30 protein-coding genes and 1 tRNA gene are annotated in these 18,170 nt (G+C 60.6%); 11 read left to right on the top strand and 20 right to left on the bottom strand.

Annotated elements, in window-relative coordinates; translation table 11 throughout:
- Positions 1 to 18: 18 nt before the first annotated feature.
- The 20 genes from RSO41_RS13390 to RSO41_RS13480 all read right to left on the bottom strand — a co-directional run bounded on the left by RSO41_RS13390 (position 19) and on the right by RSO41_RS13480 (position 11,475).
- On the bottom strand, positions 19 to 1,623 hold the full coding sequence (locus RSO41_RS13390; RefSeq protein ID WP_315619648.1) for a terminase: 1,605 nt from the start codon (positions 1,621 to 1,623) through the stop codon (positions 19 to 21).
- The gene (locus RSO41_RS13395; protein WP_315619649.1) at positions 1,610 to 2,167 is read right to left on the bottom strand and encodes a hypothetical protein; all 558 of its coding nucleotides are present in this window, start codon (positions 2,165 to 2,167) and stop codon (positions 1,610 to 1,612) included. Before RSO41_RS13395 ends, RSO41_RS13390 begins: the two co-directional genes overlap by 14 nt.
- A 305-nt stretch (positions 2,168 to 2,472) precedes the next feature.
- Positions 2,473 to 3,024 carry a 3TM-type holin gene (locus tag RSO41_RS13400; protein ID WP_315619650.1) on the bottom strand — a complete coding sequence of 184 codons (552 nt, stop codon included), beginning with the start codon at positions 3,022 to 3,024 and terminating at the stop codon, positions 2,473 to 2,475.
- Positions 3,024 to 3,368 carry a hypothetical protein gene (locus tag RSO41_RS13405; protein ID WP_315619651.1) on the bottom strand — a complete coding sequence of 115 codons (345 nt, stop codon included), beginning with the start codon at positions 3,366 to 3,368 and terminating at the stop codon, positions 3,024 to 3,026. Before RSO41_RS13405 ends, RSO41_RS13400 begins: the two co-directional genes overlap by 1 nt.
- A gap of 2 nt (positions 3,369 to 3,370) precedes the next feature.
- The gene (locus RSO41_RS13410) at positions 3,371 to 3,925 is read right to left on the bottom strand and encodes a glycoside hydrolase family 104 protein (protein ID WP_315619652.1); all 555 of its coding nucleotides are present in this window, start codon (positions 3,923 to 3,925) and stop codon (positions 3,371 to 3,373) included.
- Between the two features lie 33 nt (positions 3,926 to 3,958).
- Positions 3,959 to 4,032 (bottom strand) — tRNA-Met (locus RSO41_RS13415).
- 116 nt (positions 4,033 to 4,148) lie between these two features.
- Positions 4,149 to 4,754 (bottom strand): hypothetical protein, encoded by a 606-nt coding sequence (locus tag RSO41_RS13420; RefSeq protein ID WP_315619653.1) that lies wholly within the window; start codon positions 4,752 to 4,754, stop codon positions 4,149 to 4,151.
- 54 nt (positions 4,755 to 4,808) lie between these two features.
- Positions 4,809 to 5,423, bottom strand: a complete 615-nt coding sequence (locus RSO41_RS13425; protein WP_315619654.1) for a hypothetical protein — start codon at positions 5,421 to 5,423, stop codon at positions 4,809 to 4,811.
- Between the two features lie 11 nt (positions 5,424 to 5,434).
- Entirely contained in the window at positions 5,435 to 6,094 is a 660-nt protein-coding gene (locus RSO41_RS18510; RefSeq protein WP_410000336.1) for an HNH endonuclease, read from the bottom strand.
- Between the two features lie 278 nt (positions 6,095 to 6,372).
- A complete protein-coding gene (locus RSO41_RS13430; RefSeq protein WP_315619655.1) occupies positions 6,373 to 6,747 on the bottom strand; it encodes a hypothetical protein in 375 nt (124 codons plus the stop codon).
- Entirely contained in the window at positions 6,744 to 6,872 is a 129-nt protein-coding gene (locus RSO41_RS13435) for a hypothetical protein (protein WP_269777401.1), read from the bottom strand. The genes RSO41_RS13430 and RSO41_RS13435 overlap by 4 nt, the downstream gene beginning before the upstream one ends.
- Positions 6,869 to 7,162, bottom strand: a complete 294-nt coding sequence (locus tag RSO41_RS13440) for a nuclease domain-containing protein (protein WP_315619656.1) — start codon at positions 7,160 to 7,162, stop codon at positions 6,869 to 6,871. The genes RSO41_RS13435 and RSO41_RS13440 overlap by 4 nt, the downstream gene beginning before the upstream one ends.
- A complete protein-coding gene (locus RSO41_RS13445) occupies positions 7,162 to 7,635 on the bottom strand; it encodes a hypothetical protein (protein WP_315619657.1) in 474 nt (157 codons plus the stop codon). Before RSO41_RS13445 ends, RSO41_RS13440 begins: the two co-directional genes overlap by 1 nt.
- Before the next feature lie 29 nt (positions 7,636 to 7,664).
- Positions 7,665 to 7,970: a hypothetical protein gene (locus RSO41_RS13450; RefSeq protein ID WP_315619658.1), complete on the bottom strand. Its 306-nt coding sequence runs from the start codon at positions 7,968 to 7,970 to the stop codon at positions 7,665 to 7,667.
- A gap of 23 nt (positions 7,971 to 7,993) precedes the next feature.
- Positions 7,994 to 8,209, bottom strand: a complete 216-nt coding sequence (locus tag RSO41_RS13455; RefSeq protein ID WP_315619659.1) for a hypothetical protein — start codon at positions 8,207 to 8,209, stop codon at positions 7,994 to 7,996.
- Between the two features lie 2 nt (positions 8,210 to 8,211).
- A complete protein-coding gene (dnaB, locus tag RSO41_RS13460) occupies positions 8,212 to 9,600 on the bottom strand; it encodes a replicative DNA helicase (RefSeq protein ID WP_315619660.1) in 1,389 nt (462 codons plus the stop codon).
- Positions 9,597 to 10,712: a replication protein gene (locus tag RSO41_RS13465; protein ID WP_315619661.1), complete on the bottom strand. Its 1,116-nt coding sequence runs from the start codon at positions 10,710 to 10,712 to the stop codon at positions 9,597 to 9,599. The genes dnaB and RSO41_RS13465 overlap by 4 nt, the downstream gene beginning before the upstream one ends.
- Complete coding sequence (locus RSO41_RS13470) at positions 10,628 to 10,831, bottom strand: hypothetical protein (protein WP_315619662.1); 204 nt, start codon at positions 10,829 to 10,831, stop codon at positions 10,628 to 10,630. The genes RSO41_RS13465 and RSO41_RS13470 overlap by 85 nt, the downstream gene beginning before the upstream one ends.
- 20 nt (positions 10,832 to 10,851) lie before the next feature.
- A complete protein-coding gene (locus tag RSO41_RS13475) occupies positions 10,852 to 11,181 on the bottom strand; it encodes a hypothetical protein (protein WP_315619663.1) in 330 nt (109 codons plus the stop codon).
- A gap of 51 nt (positions 11,182 to 11,232) precedes the next feature.
- Positions 11,233 to 11,475 carry a Cro/CI family transcriptional regulator gene (locus RSO41_RS13480; RefSeq protein WP_315619711.1) on the bottom strand — a complete coding sequence of 81 codons (243 nt, stop codon included), beginning with the start codon at positions 11,473 to 11,475 and terminating at the stop codon, positions 11,233 to 11,235.
- Between the two features lie 60 nt (positions 11,476 to 11,535).
- Here RSO41_RS13480 and RSO41_RS13485 point away from each other — a divergent pair, with 60 nt between their 5' ends.
- The 11 genes from RSO41_RS13485 to RSO41_RS13535 all read left to right on the top strand — a co-directional run bounded on the left by RSO41_RS13485 (position 11,536) and on the right by RSO41_RS13535 (position 18,137).
- Complete coding sequence (locus tag RSO41_RS13485) at positions 11,536 to 12,258, top strand: helix-turn-helix transcriptional regulator (RefSeq protein WP_315619664.1); 723 nt, start codon at positions 11,536 to 11,538, stop codon at positions 12,256 to 12,258.
- 450 nt (positions 12,259 to 12,708) lie between these two features.
- The gene (locus RSO41_RS13490) at positions 12,709 to 12,930 is read left to right on the top strand and encodes a hypothetical protein (protein ID WP_315619665.1); all 222 of its coding nucleotides are present in this window, start codon (positions 12,709 to 12,711) and stop codon (positions 12,928 to 12,930) included.
- A gap of 74 nt (positions 12,931 to 13,004) precedes the next feature.
- Positions 13,005 to 13,271, top strand: a complete 267-nt coding sequence (locus tag RSO41_RS13495; protein ID WP_315619666.1) for a hypothetical protein — start codon at positions 13,005 to 13,007, stop codon at positions 13,269 to 13,271.
- A gap of 319 nt (positions 13,272 to 13,590) precedes the next feature.
- The gene (locus RSO41_RS13500; RefSeq protein ID WP_315619667.1) at positions 13,591 to 13,797 is read left to right on the top strand and encodes a hypothetical protein; all 207 of its coding nucleotides are present in this window, start codon (positions 13,591 to 13,593) and stop codon (positions 13,795 to 13,797) included.
- A gap of 306 nt (positions 13,798 to 14,103) precedes the next feature.
- Positions 14,104 to 14,247: a hypothetical protein gene (locus RSO41_RS13505; RefSeq protein WP_315619668.1), complete on the top strand. Its 144-nt coding sequence runs from the start codon at positions 14,104 to 14,106 to the stop codon at positions 14,245 to 14,247.
- Positions 14,248 to 14,400: 153 nt separating this feature from the next.
- Entirely contained in the window at positions 14,401 to 14,649 is a 249-nt protein-coding gene (locus tag RSO41_RS13510; protein ID WP_315619669.1) for a hypothetical protein, read from the top strand.
- An 80-nt stretch (positions 14,650 to 14,729) separates the two neighbouring features.
- Positions 14,730 to 15,830: a lambda-exonuclease family protein gene (locus tag RSO41_RS13515; protein WP_315619670.1), complete on the top strand. Its 1,101-nt coding sequence runs from the start codon at positions 14,730 to 14,732 to the stop codon at positions 15,828 to 15,830.
- Positions 15,827 to 16,816 (top strand): hypothetical protein, encoded by a 990-nt coding sequence (locus RSO41_RS13520; RefSeq protein WP_315619671.1) that lies wholly within the window; start codon positions 15,827 to 15,829, stop codon positions 16,814 to 16,816. The genes RSO41_RS13515 and RSO41_RS13520 overlap by 4 nt, the downstream gene beginning before the upstream one ends.
- Positions 16,817 to 17,102: 286 nt before the next feature.
- A complete protein-coding gene (locus tag RSO41_RS13525; protein ID WP_315619672.1) occupies positions 17,103 to 17,693 on the top strand; it encodes a hypothetical protein in 591 nt (196 codons plus the stop codon).
- A 34-nt stretch (positions 17,694 to 17,727) separates the two neighbouring features.
- Positions 17,728 to 17,952 carry a hypothetical protein gene (locus tag RSO41_RS13530; protein WP_315619673.1) on the top strand — a complete coding sequence of 75 codons (225 nt, stop codon included), beginning with the start codon at positions 17,728 to 17,730 and terminating at the stop codon, positions 17,950 to 17,952.
- Positions 17,949 to 18,137 carry a hypothetical protein gene (locus tag RSO41_RS13535; RefSeq protein WP_315619674.1) on the top strand — a complete coding sequence of 63 codons (189 nt, stop codon included), beginning with the start codon at positions 17,949 to 17,951 and terminating at the stop codon, positions 18,135 to 18,137. The genes RSO41_RS13530 and RSO41_RS13535 overlap by 4 nt, the downstream gene beginning before the upstream one ends.
- Positions 18,138 to 18,170 lie beyond the last annotated feature (33 nt).

Below are 18,170 nucleotides of genomic sequence, written 5' to 3' on the forward strand. Positions count from 1 at the left end.
TCTGCCTCGCGGCGGTGGTCAGGTATGCGCGGCCCAGCCCGAGCGTTCGCGTTTCTGAGGGCGCGGCGTGGGTGTGTTGGTTTGCTGAAAGATGGACGACCGGGCCAGCGTCTCGAGCGCCTTGGCCCCGTGAGATGCCCAGTCATGGCGCGGTGTGTCCTTATAGACGCCCCGCTTGTCGTCCCACTCTTTCCGGTAGTTGTCGAGGCACTTCACGCCTTCATCGCAGGCGTCCTCGTCTATCCAGCACATCGGCAGGAAGTTGCGGACCGCCTGGACGCCCTCGGCGTGGTTGCTGATACGTGGCACGACCTCGAACTTGATCCCGTATTGCTGGGCCACGTCGGCGCGACTCTTGCCGGTGCCCAGCTCGCGGACGGCCAGGTCATGCGGCCCGAAGTGGCCACCGTATCGATAGCCCTTCTTGTTGAGCTCGTCGGCGTAGTATTCGATGCCCTCGCCTTCGCCCTCGAGGTAGTCCACCAGGTGGATCTCGCGACCGACGATCTGTGCGAACCAGATCGCCATGGTGTCGTTCATGCCCAGGTCCCAGGCGGTGAAGACCGGTAGCGACGGATTTACCTGCACCTCGGCGGTGATGCGCTTGTTCTTGCGCAGGAACCGCATCTGGCTGGCGTAGTAGGCGCCCTCGATGCTCTGCTCGAATGCCTCGGCTGGCGTGCTCGGATACTCCCGCTTCATGTCGTCCTGGAGCACTTCGGCTTTCTTGGCGTACCACGCCTGCTGTGCCGCATCGGTCGCGATGCCGTGCTTGTGCTCCAGGTCTTCGAAGTATTCCCGCAGCCATTGCGGTACCAGCACCCCCTCGGGATCGAGTCGGTAGGCCGGCTCCTGCCACCACGGGAAGAAATGGAACTGGAAGTCCATCAATGTCGGCTTGCGTCCCAGCTCCTGCAGGTGCTGGGCTGACTGGCAGTAGTCGAAGAAGTACCCTTCGCGACCCTCGGCGGTAGATTCGAGCGTTATCTGGTTGCCCAGGCCGACCGCCTCGAACGCGCCGGTGACGATTTCCTGCGCCTTGTGCGGATACTGCCGGCAGATCTTACCGAACTCCGAGATGTGGAGCCGCTGGAGCGTGCCGCCACGATACGAGGTGCTGACCTTGATGCTGGAGCCATTGTCGAAGACGTAGGCGCCGGAGCCGCTCTTATCGCTCACTGGTTGCGGGATGCGGATGCCCAGCATCTTGAAGATGCGATGCCAGGCGTCATCGATACTCTGGTACGCAAACGACACCTTGTTACGAAAGATGTCCTGTGCGTCATCGAGCTTGTGGCATATGCAGCCGGCGGCGAAGTTGTCGCGGAACAGGCAGTCGTCCAGGGCGTCGATCATCTCGAATGTCGTGAACCCTAGTTGCCGGGCCTTAAGGATGATGTCCCGCGTGTGCCGGTTGATATAGCGCTCACGCTGCGCTCGGTTGGGCCGAAACCGACGGACCTTGCCTTGCTTGTCCTTGATCTTGTACAGCGCATTGAGCCGAAACCACTTGAGCGACAGCGCTTCGAGCAGATCCGCCTGATCGGTCAGTCGGCCTCGAGCATGGGCCTTCAGAAACGCATTCGCCCGTTTGATCTCGCGACGACGGTCACTCCGATTCATCCGGCGCAACCTCGGCCATCAGTTCTTCGAAGGTCTTTTCCTGGTCGTTGCCGTCGTCCTGGTCCATACCATAGCTCTGGCGCTCGAGCCGGATAACGCGGTCAACGGCCTGCGTGCCGGCGCCCATGGCCTTGGCGATATAGTCCAGCGGGAGATCGATCGAGGCGAGGTCGCCGCTCTTGAGCTGCACCGTGATTTCTCCGGCTTCGAGCTGCTGGTCGAGCCTGTCAGCGAAGCGGTCGGCGATGCGCCGCCAGCGCGACAGCGCGGCACGGTGGCCCCGGACGATAGCGGCGTTCTCGTCAGACGCCTGCTCGATGATGTCCGACTCGGGGACATCCGGCGCGGCGGACTCCGGGCGACTCAGCTTCTCGCGTGTACGCTGCTGTACCGCACCGGTGAGATCCTTTTCCCAGCCTTCGGCGGTCGCCTTCTTGCTGATCTGCGATTTACTCGGGCCGTGGCGGTCGGCCAACTGCTGCAGGCTGAACCGTCCCGTCCGGTAGTCCCGTTCAACGGCCTCCCAGTCGTGTCGCTTTGCCATAGCTGCTATGCGGTGCCCTCACGGGCAGCGCCTCCATCAAAATAAGGTGATGCGATGCCTGGCCGTGGTCTCCAGTGATGCGCGGCACTCCCGGTATTACCCGGCTCTACCCGCCACGACAGAGGTCTTCGCCGCGCATCTCATCGCATCAGGGTTGCCGGGCGCCTCACGACGTGCCGGCGAAAGCGGGCGACGCCTCACGGCGTGGCCCTATCCCATGGCGGGGAATTCGCATTGATGAGCGCCCCGAGACCCAAGGTTGTGTCGAGACTGCGTGTGGTACAGGCGGGGCGCTCACCGGTGCGTCATTTGCCCGCCACCCGGGTTTTGAGTGCGTCCATAAACGTGAACGAACGTGAATCGATGCCTTTGGCCGCTAGGCGCTCTTTGCCCACGCGGTTGATGTCGATGCCCAGGACAGCGGCGAATACGCCAAACATCATCACGGCCTGGCGCAACAGTTCGATTCGGTCGGTAGTGCCGGCGAACATCTCGAAGACAATCGATGCCATAACGCCGCCCAGGGAAAGACCAAACATCCAGCCCGTGAAGCCTCGCCATCCACCTTTCAACGTACTGTCGCTATCGACCTCGGCCCGCATTGTCTTGTTGACCTGGCTCAGTCGCTCGGTGCGTGCCGTGATGCGAGCTTGCTCCAGATCGGCCTCGACTTGCTGAATCTTGGCCGCTGCTTTGGGGTCATCCTGCATGGCCTGGTTCACAGCCTCCGGCGTACCCTCGACGCCCAGAGCCTTGGCGACCATACCGCCAACAGCGCCTCCAGCCCGGCCATACAGGGCCGAGCCGACGACGGGCGCGGCCTCACCCACGGTTTCAGCTACGTCGCTCCAGTTCATTACAGCCCCCGAATTGCGTTCGCGATGACCTTGCCAGTCATTGAAAGTGCGGCACCCAGCAGCAGCAGGCCGACGGTTTTCAGTCCGCTCCAGCGCGCAAACAGCGTCTTGTGCTGGTAATGGCTGCGCTCTCTGCTCGCCACAGCATCTTGCTCGACCTTCTCGACCTTCGATTCCAGTCGCGCGATGCGCGCCTCGGCACGCTCCAGGTCAGCGGCATGTCCATTCTGGCGTTCTTCCATCCGCGTCAGCCGGTCGAGTATCTGCGTGTTGAGCGCCCGGAGATCCGACAGCCCCTGCTCGATGCGATCCAGCTGCGCGTTAGTTGCACCTACCTCTGCCATAGTCACGCCGCACCCCCAGACGAGTGCTTGATGACCGATGCGTACCAGTCGTGGTCTTCACTGGAGAGCTGGCCACCAGCCTCGACGTATGCCTGCACGAGCGTTTCGTGTGCGTGCTCATGCTGTCCGTACCCGGCCCCCGGCAGACTTGCCCAGATGCTCGCAGCGGCGGCAATCGCGCGACGGAAATAGCCGTCATGAATCAGCGGCAGAGCGCCTTGCTCGCGCAGTTGCTGGAGTGCGTAGCGGTCCTGCGACTCCGGCGAGAAGTCGGGCAGACCGAGCTGCGCACGGTAATGCGGCCAGTAGGTGTTCAGGATCTGATAGCGGCCGGCGGCGGTGCTGTAGACGCCATCGGCATATTCGATGGCATCGTCATCGCTCGGCAGCGGATGATCGGCGTAGCTGTCGAACAACGTCATATCGCCCGGCAGCGAGCCGACCAGGACGTTATAGCCATCGTCGCTGTCAGCGAGCATCGCGGGGCCGATCTCGGCACGTGCAATAGTGTCGAGCAACGCCCTGGCGTTGAGATGCGGGGATTGAATGCGTGGCATAAGGGCTCCGGCGCCTCACGGCGTGGGAGAAACTGGTAGCGGCCGCAGGAATCGAACCTACTTCTCCGGGTTATGAGCCCGGCGTCTTGCCATCTGACCCGGCCGCTAGAAACAGGAAAGCCCCACCAGGAACTGGCAGGGCCGGATACGAAAACGCCCCGGCTCGGAAGCCAGGGCGCAAATATCGATAGTGAGAATATTGTGGCCCACTCGGGCACATGGGTCAAGGCCTCTTGGCTTCTCTCTCTGTAGAGGCAACACGCTCGATGGCTTCGCGCAACTCACTACAAGTAGTCTTAAGACTTTGCCGATTTTCAGCAAGCCACTCCCTAGAGCTCTTCACGTTTTCCGAGTTGGATCTTGAGTGCAAACGATCTATATCATTATCAAAATCGCGAATAAATTGCGCACTCACTGACAATTTTTCGGCCAGCTCATTTAAGCTACTGATGTGAAGCTTCAAAAGCGCCCTGACAAGATCTTCATTCTTAGAAAATTCATCAAGGTCTATCAACCTCCACTCTTCTTGGGCCCTAACAACACGACCTGATCTTAGCTCGACTGTAACTTTCTTGACTTTATCCTCACAAAAACGCTCTAGCCCATATAAAAGGGACAGGCACTCTTCCAGCTTTGACTGCCTTGTTAGCTCTTTACCTGCCTGTAACGATGCCTCGTAACCTTTCTTGCCACCCAACCAAGCCCCGCCAAAAGCCCCTAACAGGGTAGCCACAGCACCGGCTCCAGCACTAACCAAAGCCACCCAATCGGTGCCGCTACTCGCCACAATAGGATGTATCGCATCCAAGCCAGCACTTATTTCTGACATGCCATGATCTCCGAGAAGCTTATATGTGCTTGAGGATAGCACCTGAAACTCCAATCAAGCAGCGCGGGGAATCAGCTCGGCCACCGGCGCCAGGGCCTGCGCTTCCCACTGATCGAGGATCGTCGTCAACTGCCGCCAGGTATCTGACCAGCTGAGACGCGCCGTGGCATTCCATCGCCTGACATCAATGGTGGTACCCCGCTCATCTTCGAGCCAGCGCTTTATCGCTCTCGGCCCGACGAGGCCTTGCCGATTGTACGGATACGTCACCTCGCCATGGTGATAAATGGCAGCCCATGCCAGCGCTGTCAGCGTGTGCCAGGCCTTCGTCGGCGGATACTGGTTGTCGCCCTGCCCTGGCAGCCGCTGCCCCGTCATTGCTCGGCACAGTGCGACGTGCAGCCACTCCGCATCCTCTGCCAGCTCGTCTCGCGTAAATGGCCCCCAGCAGTACCGGCACATGGCCTGCAAATGCATCGGCAGCGACTCGACAGCGCTAATCACAGCACCGGCCTCGAGCCCATGCACAATCGCCCAGTCATTGCCCTGGCGGCGACTACGTTGCACATCGGCACCGAGCTGCGCTTGTTCAATGGCCCCGGCCATAACGCTATTGCCAACAACACGGTAGGCTTGAAATACCATCGACCTCGCCGAATCAAATCGCATCACGGCACCTCCTACGCTGCTTTTCCATGGCGCTCAGTGAACCCCTCGCCTTTCTCGGCAGATCTTCTTGCAGCCACTGCATCCAGTAGAGTGTCAAAGGTGCCCAGGTGCTTTTTGCGCAAGTAAGCCCTCCACTTCCCCAGGTCATCCCTCCAGCTGACACCGCAAACCCCTGTGGAGCTGGTCTGTCGAAGGCACTGATTTTGCATGTTGTCTTTCTGGGTCGCCTCGCGGAAGTTATCGATACGGTTGTTCAGCCCGTCGCCATCCAGGTGATCGATTTTGTCACTAGGCCACTGGCCATACAGGATCAACCACGCAACTCGGTGTGCTAAGTACAGCTTGTCGTTGATACGAACAGCCCAATAGCAAAGCCCATTACTCCTTTCAGCCGCTGAACCCGCTATCTTCCCTGCGTAACGGTTGTTCCATCTGGTGCAGCACCCTTTCTTCTTCCCGGCGAACATGGATTCAGGCCTCGCCTTCCATCTCAACTCGCCTGTACTGGGGTTGTAATCAATCAGAGCTCTAGCTTCCCGAGCTGTTAACTCACCCATCACTGCCCCCGTTTCCTGCGTTTCCCTTTTCGTTTCCGTTTCGTTTCCCCGTTTCGTGGCTCTCGGCCAAGGCCATCGCCTCCTTTGCTGTGTGCCGGATACCGATCCGTTCATTGCCGTACCAGAGAGTGAAAAGCTTGGTTCCGCTGTGGTACGTCCGGCAGATCGTGTACTCGCCACACTGGATGTGATACTTGCCGGCACGATCCCAGTCCATCACTCGCCCCATACTGGGCATGTGTAAGCCATCATCGTGACGCCAATCCCCATGCCTAGCGTTACAGCCAGCTCAGGGCTGCGAACGAACTCCAGGCCCCCTATCCATGCAATAACTGGGACCAGAGCCCCCCATGCCACACTGATGACAACGCGCTTGCGTAATCTGATGCGCCTCATGCCGCCCCCTCCAGCTCGATGATCTCCACCCATGTGCCTGTCTCGGCCTTTCTGTCGATGATCGGCGGCTCCAGGATCACCCGCCGCACGTACTGGCCACGGTCATCAGGCAACACACCAGCGGCAACCAGGCCGTCCTCCAGGTGTTTCATGTTGAGTGAGAAATTGCTGGTGTCCCGGCGCCTCACCCCTTTCCCCAGGCGCGGCGTAAACGCCAGGTCTACCCGAACACTGATACGTCCCAATCCTGCGCAGCGGACAGCATTGCGGACCAGCAGGTGACACGCATCCACCTCGCGCTTGCGCTGTCCCCAGTGCTGCCGGGTGCCGACGTTGGTTGAGCCAGCCAAATAAGGGATGAATAGCCTCATCGGTCGTCTCGCTCCTCGCCCTGGTCGTCCATGTCCTTCGTCACCCACCACAGGTTGCCGAGCACCACGCCGAATACCGATACAGCAAACAGGACGGCCCACCCGATCCATGCCAATACGCTCATACCGCCTTCACCAGACCGCGGCGGGCCAGTTGGTCTAGGGTGCGCACGATGGCCTCATTCATGCGCGCGCGGCGCTCGTCTCGGTTCATGTCCCGCCCGTTGTCGATTTCGCCGTGGCAGTCCGAGCACAGTGCAGCCGTGAGGCAGTCGCTGGCCTTTTGACTCATCCCCCGTTCCTGGTTGCTGTGCGCCGCCTGAACGCCTGGCCTACCGCACAACACGCAGTTCTCGATCTCATGCACGTTCGCCAACCAGGCGCGGGAACGGTACGGCTTCAGTCTCGGGAACATCAGGCAGCCTCCGTTGGCATCAGCTCGATCATTTCCTCGACCTGCTCGGGTTCGAGGTGCGGCCAATACTCACTGGCGATGAAGCGGCACAGCGCCCTCATTAAGTTGAAAAACTCGGCTTGGTCCATCTCATCGAATGCAATTGAGTGCGGAGCCCGGTGCTCGAGCACACCAACACCCGGCACCTCGGTGCGCGTGATTTCGCAGCCCTCGCCGCTCTGCTGCTGGAGCCGCTTGATGGCCTGGTGGTGGTCCAGTCCCTCGAATCCCTCGATGTTTTCCGCCACCAGTCCGCCCAGGGCGTGGGCGAGTTGATGGAATTCCGGGTTCCGGGGCAGAAACAGATCAGCACGCAGCATCTCGCCATCCTTGTAGTTGCGCCCCCGCACAATGCTGGCGTCAGCCGCGCCGGCAGGAACGAAGGCGCCGACCATCTGCCCGGTGGCCGGGTCAATCAGCTTGCGGGCGCGCATGTAGATGCGTGGCCGTTTGCTCTTACCCATCAGGCCGCCCCCTGGCCGCCACCGCCGGGCGGCAGCCACTTGTAGACATGGGCCTTGCTGCGTCCGCCGGGCACCTCATAGCTGGCAATGTTCACGCCATCCTCGCGGCGTATCTCGCGGATGCGGGCGCTGATAGCCGGCTCGCTGTCCATCGTGCCGAAGCGCTCCAGGATGGCCTGGCGGATCTCGTGCAGGTGCAGCCAGGCATCGGAGTCCCGCAGGACCATGTAGGTCCTACCATGCTGGCAATTCGGGTTGGTCAGGCGGTTGCCGCGACGATCGGCGATGTTGGTCACGTTGCTCATGGTCATGGCCTCCTGTGGTCTGCTCAGGCCGCCCGCCCGGCAAGCCAGTCAATGAGTCGCTCACGTAGCGAGGGCCGGGCTCTGCGCTTGAGATCGGAGATGGCATAGGCATAGGGGGCGCCGTCAATCAGACACAGCACCTCTCCGGTAGATGGGAAAAACCGGCTGGGCGTAATGCCTTGCCCAGCAAGCCGGGTTAGTTCTCGACGGTTGAAAAACTGCTTGGCGGGTATGCTCATAGTCAGATCTCCGCCATCGCCGAGCGTCTGGCCGGCTTGGGTTGTGGCTTGGATGCTTCGGCCAGCTGGGAGATCGCCTGGTGGTCAAGATCGCCGAAGCGGGCGTGAGCCAACTGCGCGAAGGCGTAGACGGTGCCGATGTCGCCCTCTCGCTGCTTTCCGATTATGATTTCGGCCACGCCGTGGCTGAGCTCGTTATCGGGGTGATAGACCTCGTCCCGGTAGAGAAACAGAATTAGGTCAGCATCTTGCTCGAGGCTGCCGCTCTCACGTAGATCAGCCATCATCGGTCGCTTGTCACTCCGCTGTTCTAGGGAGCGGTTGAGCTGCGATAGCGCGACTACCGGGCAGCCCAACTCCTTGGCCAGCAGCTTCATCGAGCGGCTCAGTTCAGAAACTTCCTGCTCACGACTGCCATGCCGGGCGTCCGGCCGGGCCAGTTGAAGGTAGTCCACCATCACCACGCCAAGCTCGCCGTAATGGTCTCGCCAGCGTTTAGCCGCACCGCGGATCTGGCTAGGCGTCATGCCGGCCCGATCGTCCACAATCAGAGGCGCTTCCTTCATCGCGTTCACGGCGCTGGTCAGCTTGGGCCAGTGCTCGTCGGTCATGTGGTTCCGTGGGTCACGAATAGCGTTCAGCGGCATGTCGCCAGCAGCAGCGGTCATGCGGTTGCGGAGTGCCCGGCGGTCCATCTCCATGGAAAAGACCAGCCCCGGGCGTCGATCACGGATGCAGCACGCACGCAGAATGTTGAGCGCGAAGGCCGTCTTCCCCATCGAGGGCCGGCCACCGACCAAGATCAGCTGCCCGGGGTGCATGCCCATCGTTCGCCGGTCTAGATCAGATAGGCCAAAAGACAGGCCCATGGCATCGGATTCACCATTCCACTTGCGGTCAAGCTCATCGATCATCTCGCGAAGATCATTACTCATCGGGCTGGCCTGGTCGGCATCGGCGCGTACCAGGCGGGACAGCCGACCCTGAGCGTCATCGACGATGCTGGTGAGTGGGGTCACCTTGTCACGGGCCATGGCGTCCACGTTGCCCAGCTCACCAATCAGCCGACGGCGCCCCGCCAGATCGGCCACCACTTCGGCATAGGCCAGGCCGTTGGACGCGCTGGGGGTCTGCCGGGCAATCTCAGCGAGGTAGACCAATCCACCCACGTCATCGCTGGCGTTGTCCTGCTCGAGGCGCTCAGACACGGTCACGACATCGCAAGCCTGGCCGGCATTGCGAAGCCGGTTCATGGCCGACCAAATCACCGCATTCTCTAGGCTGGCGAAATCCTGATGGGTCAGTATGTCGGCCGCCCGGTCAATCAGCTTGTTATCCAGCAAGCAGGCGCCAATGACGCTCTGCTCAGCTTCGGGGCTGTACAGGCTCATTGGGTGATCTCCTCGTGGTAACTCAGTTCCATGATCTTCACGAAGTTCTCTCGCTTGACGACCCATGCGAGCTTGAACCATCGGTTATCACCCATAAGAAACGGGGACTTACGGAGGAACTTGAAGAAGCGCCCCCACCACTCAATGCCCTCCTCACGGGTGGTGTACAGCGGCTTTCCGGTGCGCTCGTGCTTGATCGAAAATCCAGCCTTCCAGCGGGCAGCCAGATGGCGGGCACGCTCGGTGCCTTGCCAAAGATTCTTGGCGGGCTGAGGCTTGTCAGGCATGACCGCGGCCCACAGGTCGATGATTTCCATGTGCGGACAGTCGGGCAGGCTGTCGCCCTTGGCCTTCGGCTTCTCGTCACCGGATGCTTCGCGCTTCGGCTCGCCGATGCGCTCTCCCTCGTTAGAGGGAGTATTCATGTCTTTCCTTTCTTTATTAGATTCACGTTTTTCGTGAACAATCTCTTCACGTTTTTCGTGAACCATTCCCGGTTTTGGATCACCTCGGTTCACGGTTTTGGAAGCGCTATTTTTCTTCAGCCATTGGTCGTAATGCTTGTTGATACCAAGTGGCCCCTGGCTGTCGCCTACCCGGTACAGCACATTTCGGCGCAGCAGCTCAGCCACAGCCTCGGAGACCTTTGTGGGAGCCATCCCGAGTTCGCGGGCCATGAAGTCTACGCGGATGACCTTGTGCTTGACGTTCCAGCCGTAGGTTTCACGGGCGATTAACAACACAATCGGATACTCAGTGGACTTCAGGCGTGCACGCGCCATAGCGACGAGTAGCTCATTGGATATGCGTGTGAACCCATCCTCCACTTGCGGACTCCTGCCAGGCCCATCAGGGACTGGCGATTGGCCGTCATCTCGACGGTCAGGGAACTGGATAATTTCGGCTGTATCGGTCACAATGCACCTATCGTTATGTGGAAAAGCCCGGGATTGGTTTGGTCGCCTTCCGGGCTTTTTTGCGTCCGAAGATTCGCCCCTATCAGGGCCTCGCGTATCAATGACCGAGCTCACACCCGGCCACCCTCTACCACCCGCAACTCGGGCCGGCGGCGTCGCAGGGCATACAGCTGCCCCTCGACATCGGCCAGGCACTTCTCGAGCACAACGTCCTCGACACTCATCCCTCGAGCTGCTGACTCGCGGCGAGCGGCACGCTGTGACTCGGGCGACATACGCTCAAGCACCCGCCCCAGTGATTCGCGACTCAACATCGCGGCACCCCTTGGCCCTGTCAGGCCGTTTCAGATTGATCGATGCTGTTGCCAGCCAGCTGACGCTCGGCCATCTCGGCAAGCAGGTTTTCCAGCTCGTTCTGCTGGTCTGCCGCCGGCTCCTCACCATTGGCGAGCTTGGCGAGTAACTCGCGGCGGCGTTTCTGTATTACCTCGATGCCGATCAGCGTCGCCTCATGGACCAGCGGAGCCAGCCGGCCGCCATGGCGGCGCGCCGCCTCGGCCTGGATGAGCTCGAATTCGGCGTCCGTGAATCGAGGCTTCACCAAATGCTCCAGGTGCTCGCCGTCCGGTTTGCAGCGCCTGTCGGTTTCAAGGTGTGAAAGCATGGGCAAGATCCTTCTGGTGACCGCGGCCTTCACAGGCTGGCGATGGATGAATCAGGCAGCCTGGTCGCCACCAAAAACGGCAGGACACAGGTCAGCGGCCTTAAACTCTCCGGCGGTGAGTTTTTCAGCGCGAAGCGCAACAACCGGCGACATGCCATGCACACCGCGCACCCAGCCGGATATGGTCGTTTGGTCCACCCCAAGCGCCTCAGCAGCCCGAGTCTGGGTACCGAAATGACGTACCAGCTTTTCGAAGACTTCTTGCATGGCTCGGCTCCTTATGGGGATACCCATAATAGTAAATACGGTTATTCCCCTTTGCAAGCATATGGGCACGCCCCTAATACTTCGCAAATGGAATTCAAAGACCGCCTGAAGAAAGCCAGAAAAGCCCGGAAGGTCAGCCAGGTAAGGCTTGCAGAGATGACAGGCCTAGATCAGACGACCATATCGAACCTCGAAACGGGCAAGGTTCAATCAACCAGCAAGGTCGTGCAGATCGCGCACGAGCTGCAGGTGAGCTCGCGTTGGCTGGCCACAGGGGAAGGCGACATGGAGGATAACGTCGCCGAATTCAGGTCAAAGCAGGCACCGAAAGGTGACGAGTTGGAGATGCTCGACACCATCGTGACCGAGGGTGACGAGCCGTTACGGCCTGACGAGGTGATGCTGCCAGTCTTTCGCGAGGTAGAGTTCTCTGCCGGCAGCGGCAGCACGCAGGTAATCGAGAACCACGGGGCTCAAGAGAGGTTCAGCCTCCCTCGCCTATCACGAGCGGGTGTGCAGCCTGAGAATGCGGCACTAGCGATCGCCAAGGGTGACTCGATGGAAGACACCATCCTCGACGGCGCCACCCTGGGGATCGACAAAGGCACCCGCCATGTCATAGACGGCAAGATCTATGCGCTCGACCACGGCGGCATGCTGCGCGTGAAACGGCTATACCGGATGCCGATCGACCGTATTCGACTATCCAGCGACAACAGCGACGAATATCCCGATGAGGTCTACCATGTGCACTCAGAAGAGGCCCCGCGCATCATCGGGCGTGTGTTCTGGTGGGAGAACTTTGACTGACCTGTTTCGCTCAGACAGCTAATCGCAGGGGAAGCAACTTGCCTGAGAGCAGTTACAAAGACGTCGCCATGACCACAGCCAAGACGTTCTTGGATCATATAAACCGATTCAAGAGCACGTTTTTCTGCCCTTGCTGTGGTAAGCAGGAATGGGGGATTCAAGTCATGTCTGTTGATCCGTCTCTTGTAGATAACCAAGGAGACTCGGAACCAGACCTCGACTTAGTGATGCCACGCCATGTGCCCGGCATATCGATTCCGAAGGTCTTTGACCCGCCACTGTTACAGGCCCTTCCAGCTATATGTCAGTCCTGCGGTTATGTGGCACTCTTTGATGCAACCATAGTTTCTGCCAGGGAAGGTAACGATGAATGAGGCCAAGGTGATAGGATTGGATGGTACACCTTACAAACCTCATGGCCGTGGAGGTGGCGGAGGAGGAGAACCACCGATGAGTGACCTGCAACATCGTGTCGAGCAGCTTGAAACCGATATGCGCTCAGTACGCGAAGATGTAGCGGTAATGAAGTCCAATTATGCGACCAAGTCGGATATTTCGGAGCTTCGAGCGGAGCTTCACTCATCGCTACGCCAGCAAACCATGTGGAGTATTGGCACCATCATCGCCATGGCAGGCCTGGTCTTCGCCATCATGCGCTTCCTGCCGGCCTAAGCCGCCAGCCCCTCCTGTATTACTCCCACCCACCCCAGAGGTGGGCTTTGTGTCATTCAGCCAGGAGTAGACGAGTGAGATTTATTGGCCGCATTATCAAGTACTTAGGTATTGCGATTTCATTGTGGGTGCTATTTGGTGCGGCCAGCCTGATCTATCAGCTATGGGGGATCATAGCTCTACTCGCGGCGATATTCTTGTTCCCTGCGGCTGCTGCCATATTCCCATTTTATGCTGGCTTTGCCTTAGATAACTGGGGCTACCTGCAGTGGGGGCTGATTGGCGCTTTCCTGACCTACATCGGTTTCTTCATACAGGGCATCGCATCACCGGATACTTGACCCCCCCTTCCTTCCAATCTAACTACGCTCCAGCCAGCCCGTCACAGCGGGCTTTTTTTGTGCCCCCATGAAAAATATGGGTATTCCCCTTGACTGATAATATGGTTTACCCCATATTTGCACTCGCAGACACGGCGCAGCCGGTCGAGGCCCCACCAGGGCCGAAGCTCTTTAAAAACCGGATAAGCCCAGCCGCCCGTAGCGTTGAGAGCGTGAGAGGTCGCTGGGAGTACGCGAGGCCGGCGCTGTCGAAATACCGGCACATCTCGCAGCGCCTTCATCGAGGGCGCTGCCGGATGGCCAATAGGAGAAATCAGCGATGAGCACATACAGCGATGACAGCAAGCACCTGCAACTCCAGATTGCCGCCCGGCAGGCGGCGGAGGATGAGCGCCTGGCGGCTGAACAGTTCGAGCGGGGCGTCATCAGCGAGCAGCAGCTCGTGAGTGCGATGGATGCGACAGAGATGGCAGTCAAGCACGCGATCCGGCATGGCGTGTCACGCCGGGACCTGCCGGCCGCATAAGCAAGACGCAGGCCATCGAGCGAATCGGTGGCCATCGGGAAGCCGGTTTCGCCCAAAGGGGCCAGGTGCTTCGCAAACCTGAATAACCGGCGGGAAGCGACGGAGCCGGTTTCCCGATGCGGAGCGGGCCAGGCCGACCCAGCGCGTAACACCTGGATGAAGGCATACCGCTGGAACGCCGCATCACTCCCTCAGTTCCCCTGCGTATTGCCCGCCTTCCCGGCGGGCCTTTTTTCGAGTCTCTAGCAAATGCCTGGCCGTCGCTCAGGTATCCGCTAGGTACCCTCGACCAGAGGAGATAACGACATGGAGCCGAAGACCAAACAGGACCGGCGCGACGAGATCGACCGCGCCGCATCGGAGCACAGCCGGATCATCGAGATTGACCGTTGGCACGAACGACAGCGGCTCGAACGAGAGCTGCAGGAGGTATGGGATGAACCCGCTTAGAGACGCCGCCATCTGGGCAGTCGGGTTGCTGCCTACTTCCGCGCCGGAGTGGCTGGTCGGAACGACGGTATTCGTTGCCCTGATTGCCGCATTGGCGGCCATCACCGTGCCGCCATGTCTTGTCGTCGGCTATTGGATCAGCAGGAGGTCACGGTGACGTTTCATACCCACATTGCCGGCATCCCCTGCCTGTGTGAGGTCACGCACTACAGTACCGCACGCCCGATGCGCATCACTGGTACAGGGTTCGGAGACGCCGAGCCACCAGAGCCGGTGGAATTCGAGTACCGCATCCTCGACCGCCGAGGGCGTTTGGCCGAATGGCTGGAAAGGAAGGTGACTCAGGAGGACGAAACACGCTTGCTTGCTGAGTACCGCGCCGAAGAAAGCGAAGCCGCATAAGAAGGCCCCGCCAGTTCGCACCTGACGGGGCCTATTGCTGTGACCGAAGCCGAATCGAATCACAAAGAGAGAATATCACTATGACTATGACACTTGAAGCAGCTCGCCAGGAGCTGGAAGCCAACGGCCGAGTATCCACGCTCAACATGCCCGAGGATGTCTGGCTCGAGCTGCGCACACTCGGCATCGGCGCCAGTGAAGCAGCCGCCTCCGTCGGGGCCAGCGAACACCGCACCCCATATGAGATCGCCGAGCGGAAGCTCGGCATGGTGGACGACGAGCCGGAAGCCCGGTATCGGCGCCGGCAGAAGATGGAGATGGGCCACGTCATGGAGCCAGTCACCGCCGCTCGGTTCGCCGAGTTCACTGGCCTCAATGTCCAGAACCACAACTGGACGCAGGCTCACCCTGACCACCCCTTCATGCTGGCCAACATTGATCGCCGCATTGTCGGCGTTACCGATGCCCAAGCCGATTGGCTCGAGTTGCTCATGGGGCGCGCCGTTTCCGGGCCGGGCGTAGCGGAACTCAAGAACGTGGAGTTCGCGAAAGGCTGGGGCAAGCCGGACAACGTGAATAGCACGGGCGGACTCTGCACGTCTGGCGAGGTGCCGGAGGACTACTACATCCAGATCCAGCACCAACTGGCGGTCACCGGCTACGAGTGGGCCTTCCTGGTCGTGACCATCGCAGGCTGGGAAACACGCTGGTACCCGATCCCCCGCGACGAGGAGCTGATCGAAGACCTGATCGCCTTGGAGGGCGACTTGTGGGCCACCATCCAGCGCGGCGAGCTGCCCGAGATCGACGTCGATCATCCCAAGGCCATCGATATTCTCAAACGGCGGTATCCAGGAACCGACGGCAGCCTGGTCAATCTGGCCGAGCTTGATCACTGGCGCAAAGTCGAGCAAGAGGCCAAGGCCGAGATCAAGAAGCTGGAAACCACTGCCCGAGTAGCCCGCGCCCACCTCCTGGCGGGAATGGGCAACGCCGCCGTGGCCACCTTTGGCGACAACGAGGTCATGCGCCGCAAGGTCGTCAAGCGAGATGCCTACACCGCCGAGGTGGCAGCCAGCGAATACGTGGATATTCGCTACGGGAAGATGAACAAGGCCGAAAAGGACCAGTTAGCCGCCCAGGACACGGAATCCATTGACCAGCAAGGAGAAGCCGCATGACTGCCGACACTCAAACCGCCGAAGCTGTACAGCAGCAGAACCTGCAAGAGCCTGACTTCCATGCTCCTGCTGAAGCCAGCTCCGGTAATGGCGTCGAGTTGGCCACCAACGAAGTGCGCAACCAGTTCATGAAAGCCATGACACCGCGCAACTTCGATGATGTCTGGCGAATGTCCGACATGATCGCCCAGAGCGACCTGGCGCCGAAGGATTACAAGGGCAAGCCCGGTAACGTGATGATTGCCTGGCAGACCGGCGTAGAGCTGGGGATTACCAGCCCATTGCAGGCCATCCAGAACATCGCGGTCATTAATGGTCGCCCCACCATTTGGGGCGACATGATGCTCGCCATCTGCCGGGCGGCACCGGCCTGGTCCGAGGCCGACTTCCAGGAATGGATTGAAGGCGAAGGCGCTCATGCTGTCGCGCATTGCACCGTACGGCGCCGTCCGAACGGCAATGTCGCCCACTACACCTTCAGCATGAAGGACGCTCAGGACGCCAGCCTCGTCGGTAAGCAAGGGCCCTGGCAGCAGTACCCGAAACGGATGATGCAGATGCGGGCCCGGGCCTTCGCGCTGCGCGACACCTTCACCCCGGAGCTGAAGGGCATTCGTATGGCTGAGGAGGAGCGCGACATCACACACGAGGCCAACGCCTCATCTGAGACAGCGTCGAGCGGTGGCCAGCAGCAGCGTGCCCATACCGCCAGCCGTGTTGGAAGCAAGCTGGCTCAGCGCCGCCAGAAGACTCAGCAACGTCAACAAGCTCAAGAGGTCTACGAGGCACAACAGGAATCCGAGGCCCCAGCTCAGCCCCTCAACTGCGCCCAGGTCTGCGAGCAGATCAAGCAAGCGACCACCATGGCCGAGCTCAACGAAGCGGCGGACTTGGCCCAACAGCTCGCCGAAGACGACAAGGGCGTCGCACGCGATGCCTATGAGGTTCGCCGGAGCGAGATCCGCCAGGCTCAGGCCGCCCAGTAATCAACCAGATTCGGGGCTTTCCAGCCCCTTCATACCATCCGCTGACTGAACCGAGGCTGCTCGCCAGGACGGGCCGGCCGGTCATAGCAGCAATATCCACTAGCAGCGGCGACGCGCCGACTCCCCGCCCCACCCGCGGCGCCACTCTGGCAGTCCGGCCGGAGCGCTGTGGGCGGGCGTACCGCTGCGCGGTAGGCGCGGGCAATGCCGGCCACCCCTCCGAGATGGGGCATCAATTCCATCGCCCTGCCAGCCGGCGGGCGGTCTTCATTCGGGGTACGAAATCATGACAAAGCGATACTTCAAGATTACCAAGCTGTTGCCCGGCAACCCGCTCCACGACGAGCAGGGTTACACCGATCCCATTGAGGCGATGAAGGCCCACCTCCGCCAGAAGCAAGCCTTCCACAACTCGGCCTCTGAGCTCGCCAAGCAGTTCGGCGGGGTGGCCGTGAACTCCACGGGGATGACCAGGGTTTCGCTGCACGGCGTCTACTTCGACCGTGAGCCGGATCACCCGGAGCTCTGGACGAAGCCCGACCCCAAGGCCCGCTTCTCCCGGCGGCCGCGCGCCAAGGGCGCCCGAAACGTGAAGGGTGACGAGCTGAAGCAGGCCCACAAGGAGCTGCTGGATCGCTGGAGCAAGGAGACGCCGGAGCCTCTCGAGCTTGATGGCCAATGGCTGTGCGGCGGTTACGCCACAGCTGACTTGATGTTCTCCGGTGCCGGCATGGTCGTAGACCTGGAGAAAGGCGAGCTTTACGTGGCCGCCGGTCAGCCGCCGGAACGGGGCGCGGAGTTCGTTGAGGTCGCCGGCGGCGAGTACCAGCAGGCTGAGGCGGCTACCAGCAACCAGAAGGCCGCGGACTACCTGTGACCCACCACCGGCCCGCAGGGCCAAGGAGCGAGAGATGAGCTTGCTGGACGTCGTGCTCGATCACGAATCGTCGGGATCATCGCGCTGCGACGACATGCTGGGCTTCGTGCAAATGCCCAGTGGGTATGCGCTGATGCTCAACCCCGACCGCACCCACTTCTACTGGCTGAACGAGGACGGAGTGGAGAACGGCATCCACTGGGACAAGTGGGCCACGTATCGCGGAGCCAAGCAGCACAAGGAGACCGGAGCCACATGAACATGATGCTCGCCATCGCCTCGATGCTGAACGCCACCGCTAGGGACTGGCAGGTGCCGGAGCATCTCATTCCACCGCCGCCCCAGCCGATACCCAGCGCCCAGGGCGGCAGCGTCAAGCGCCACCAGCGGGCCGCCGCCAAGCGCCGACAGCGCAGACGGGCGCGACAACTCAAGCACTTCTGACAGGCCACCACCCGGTGGCCTTTTCCATGCCAG

The organism is Halomonas sp. I1 (assembly GCF_032334135.1).
Lineage (GTDB): Bacteria > Pseudomonadota > Gammaproteobacteria > Pseudomonadales > Halomonadaceae > Halomonas.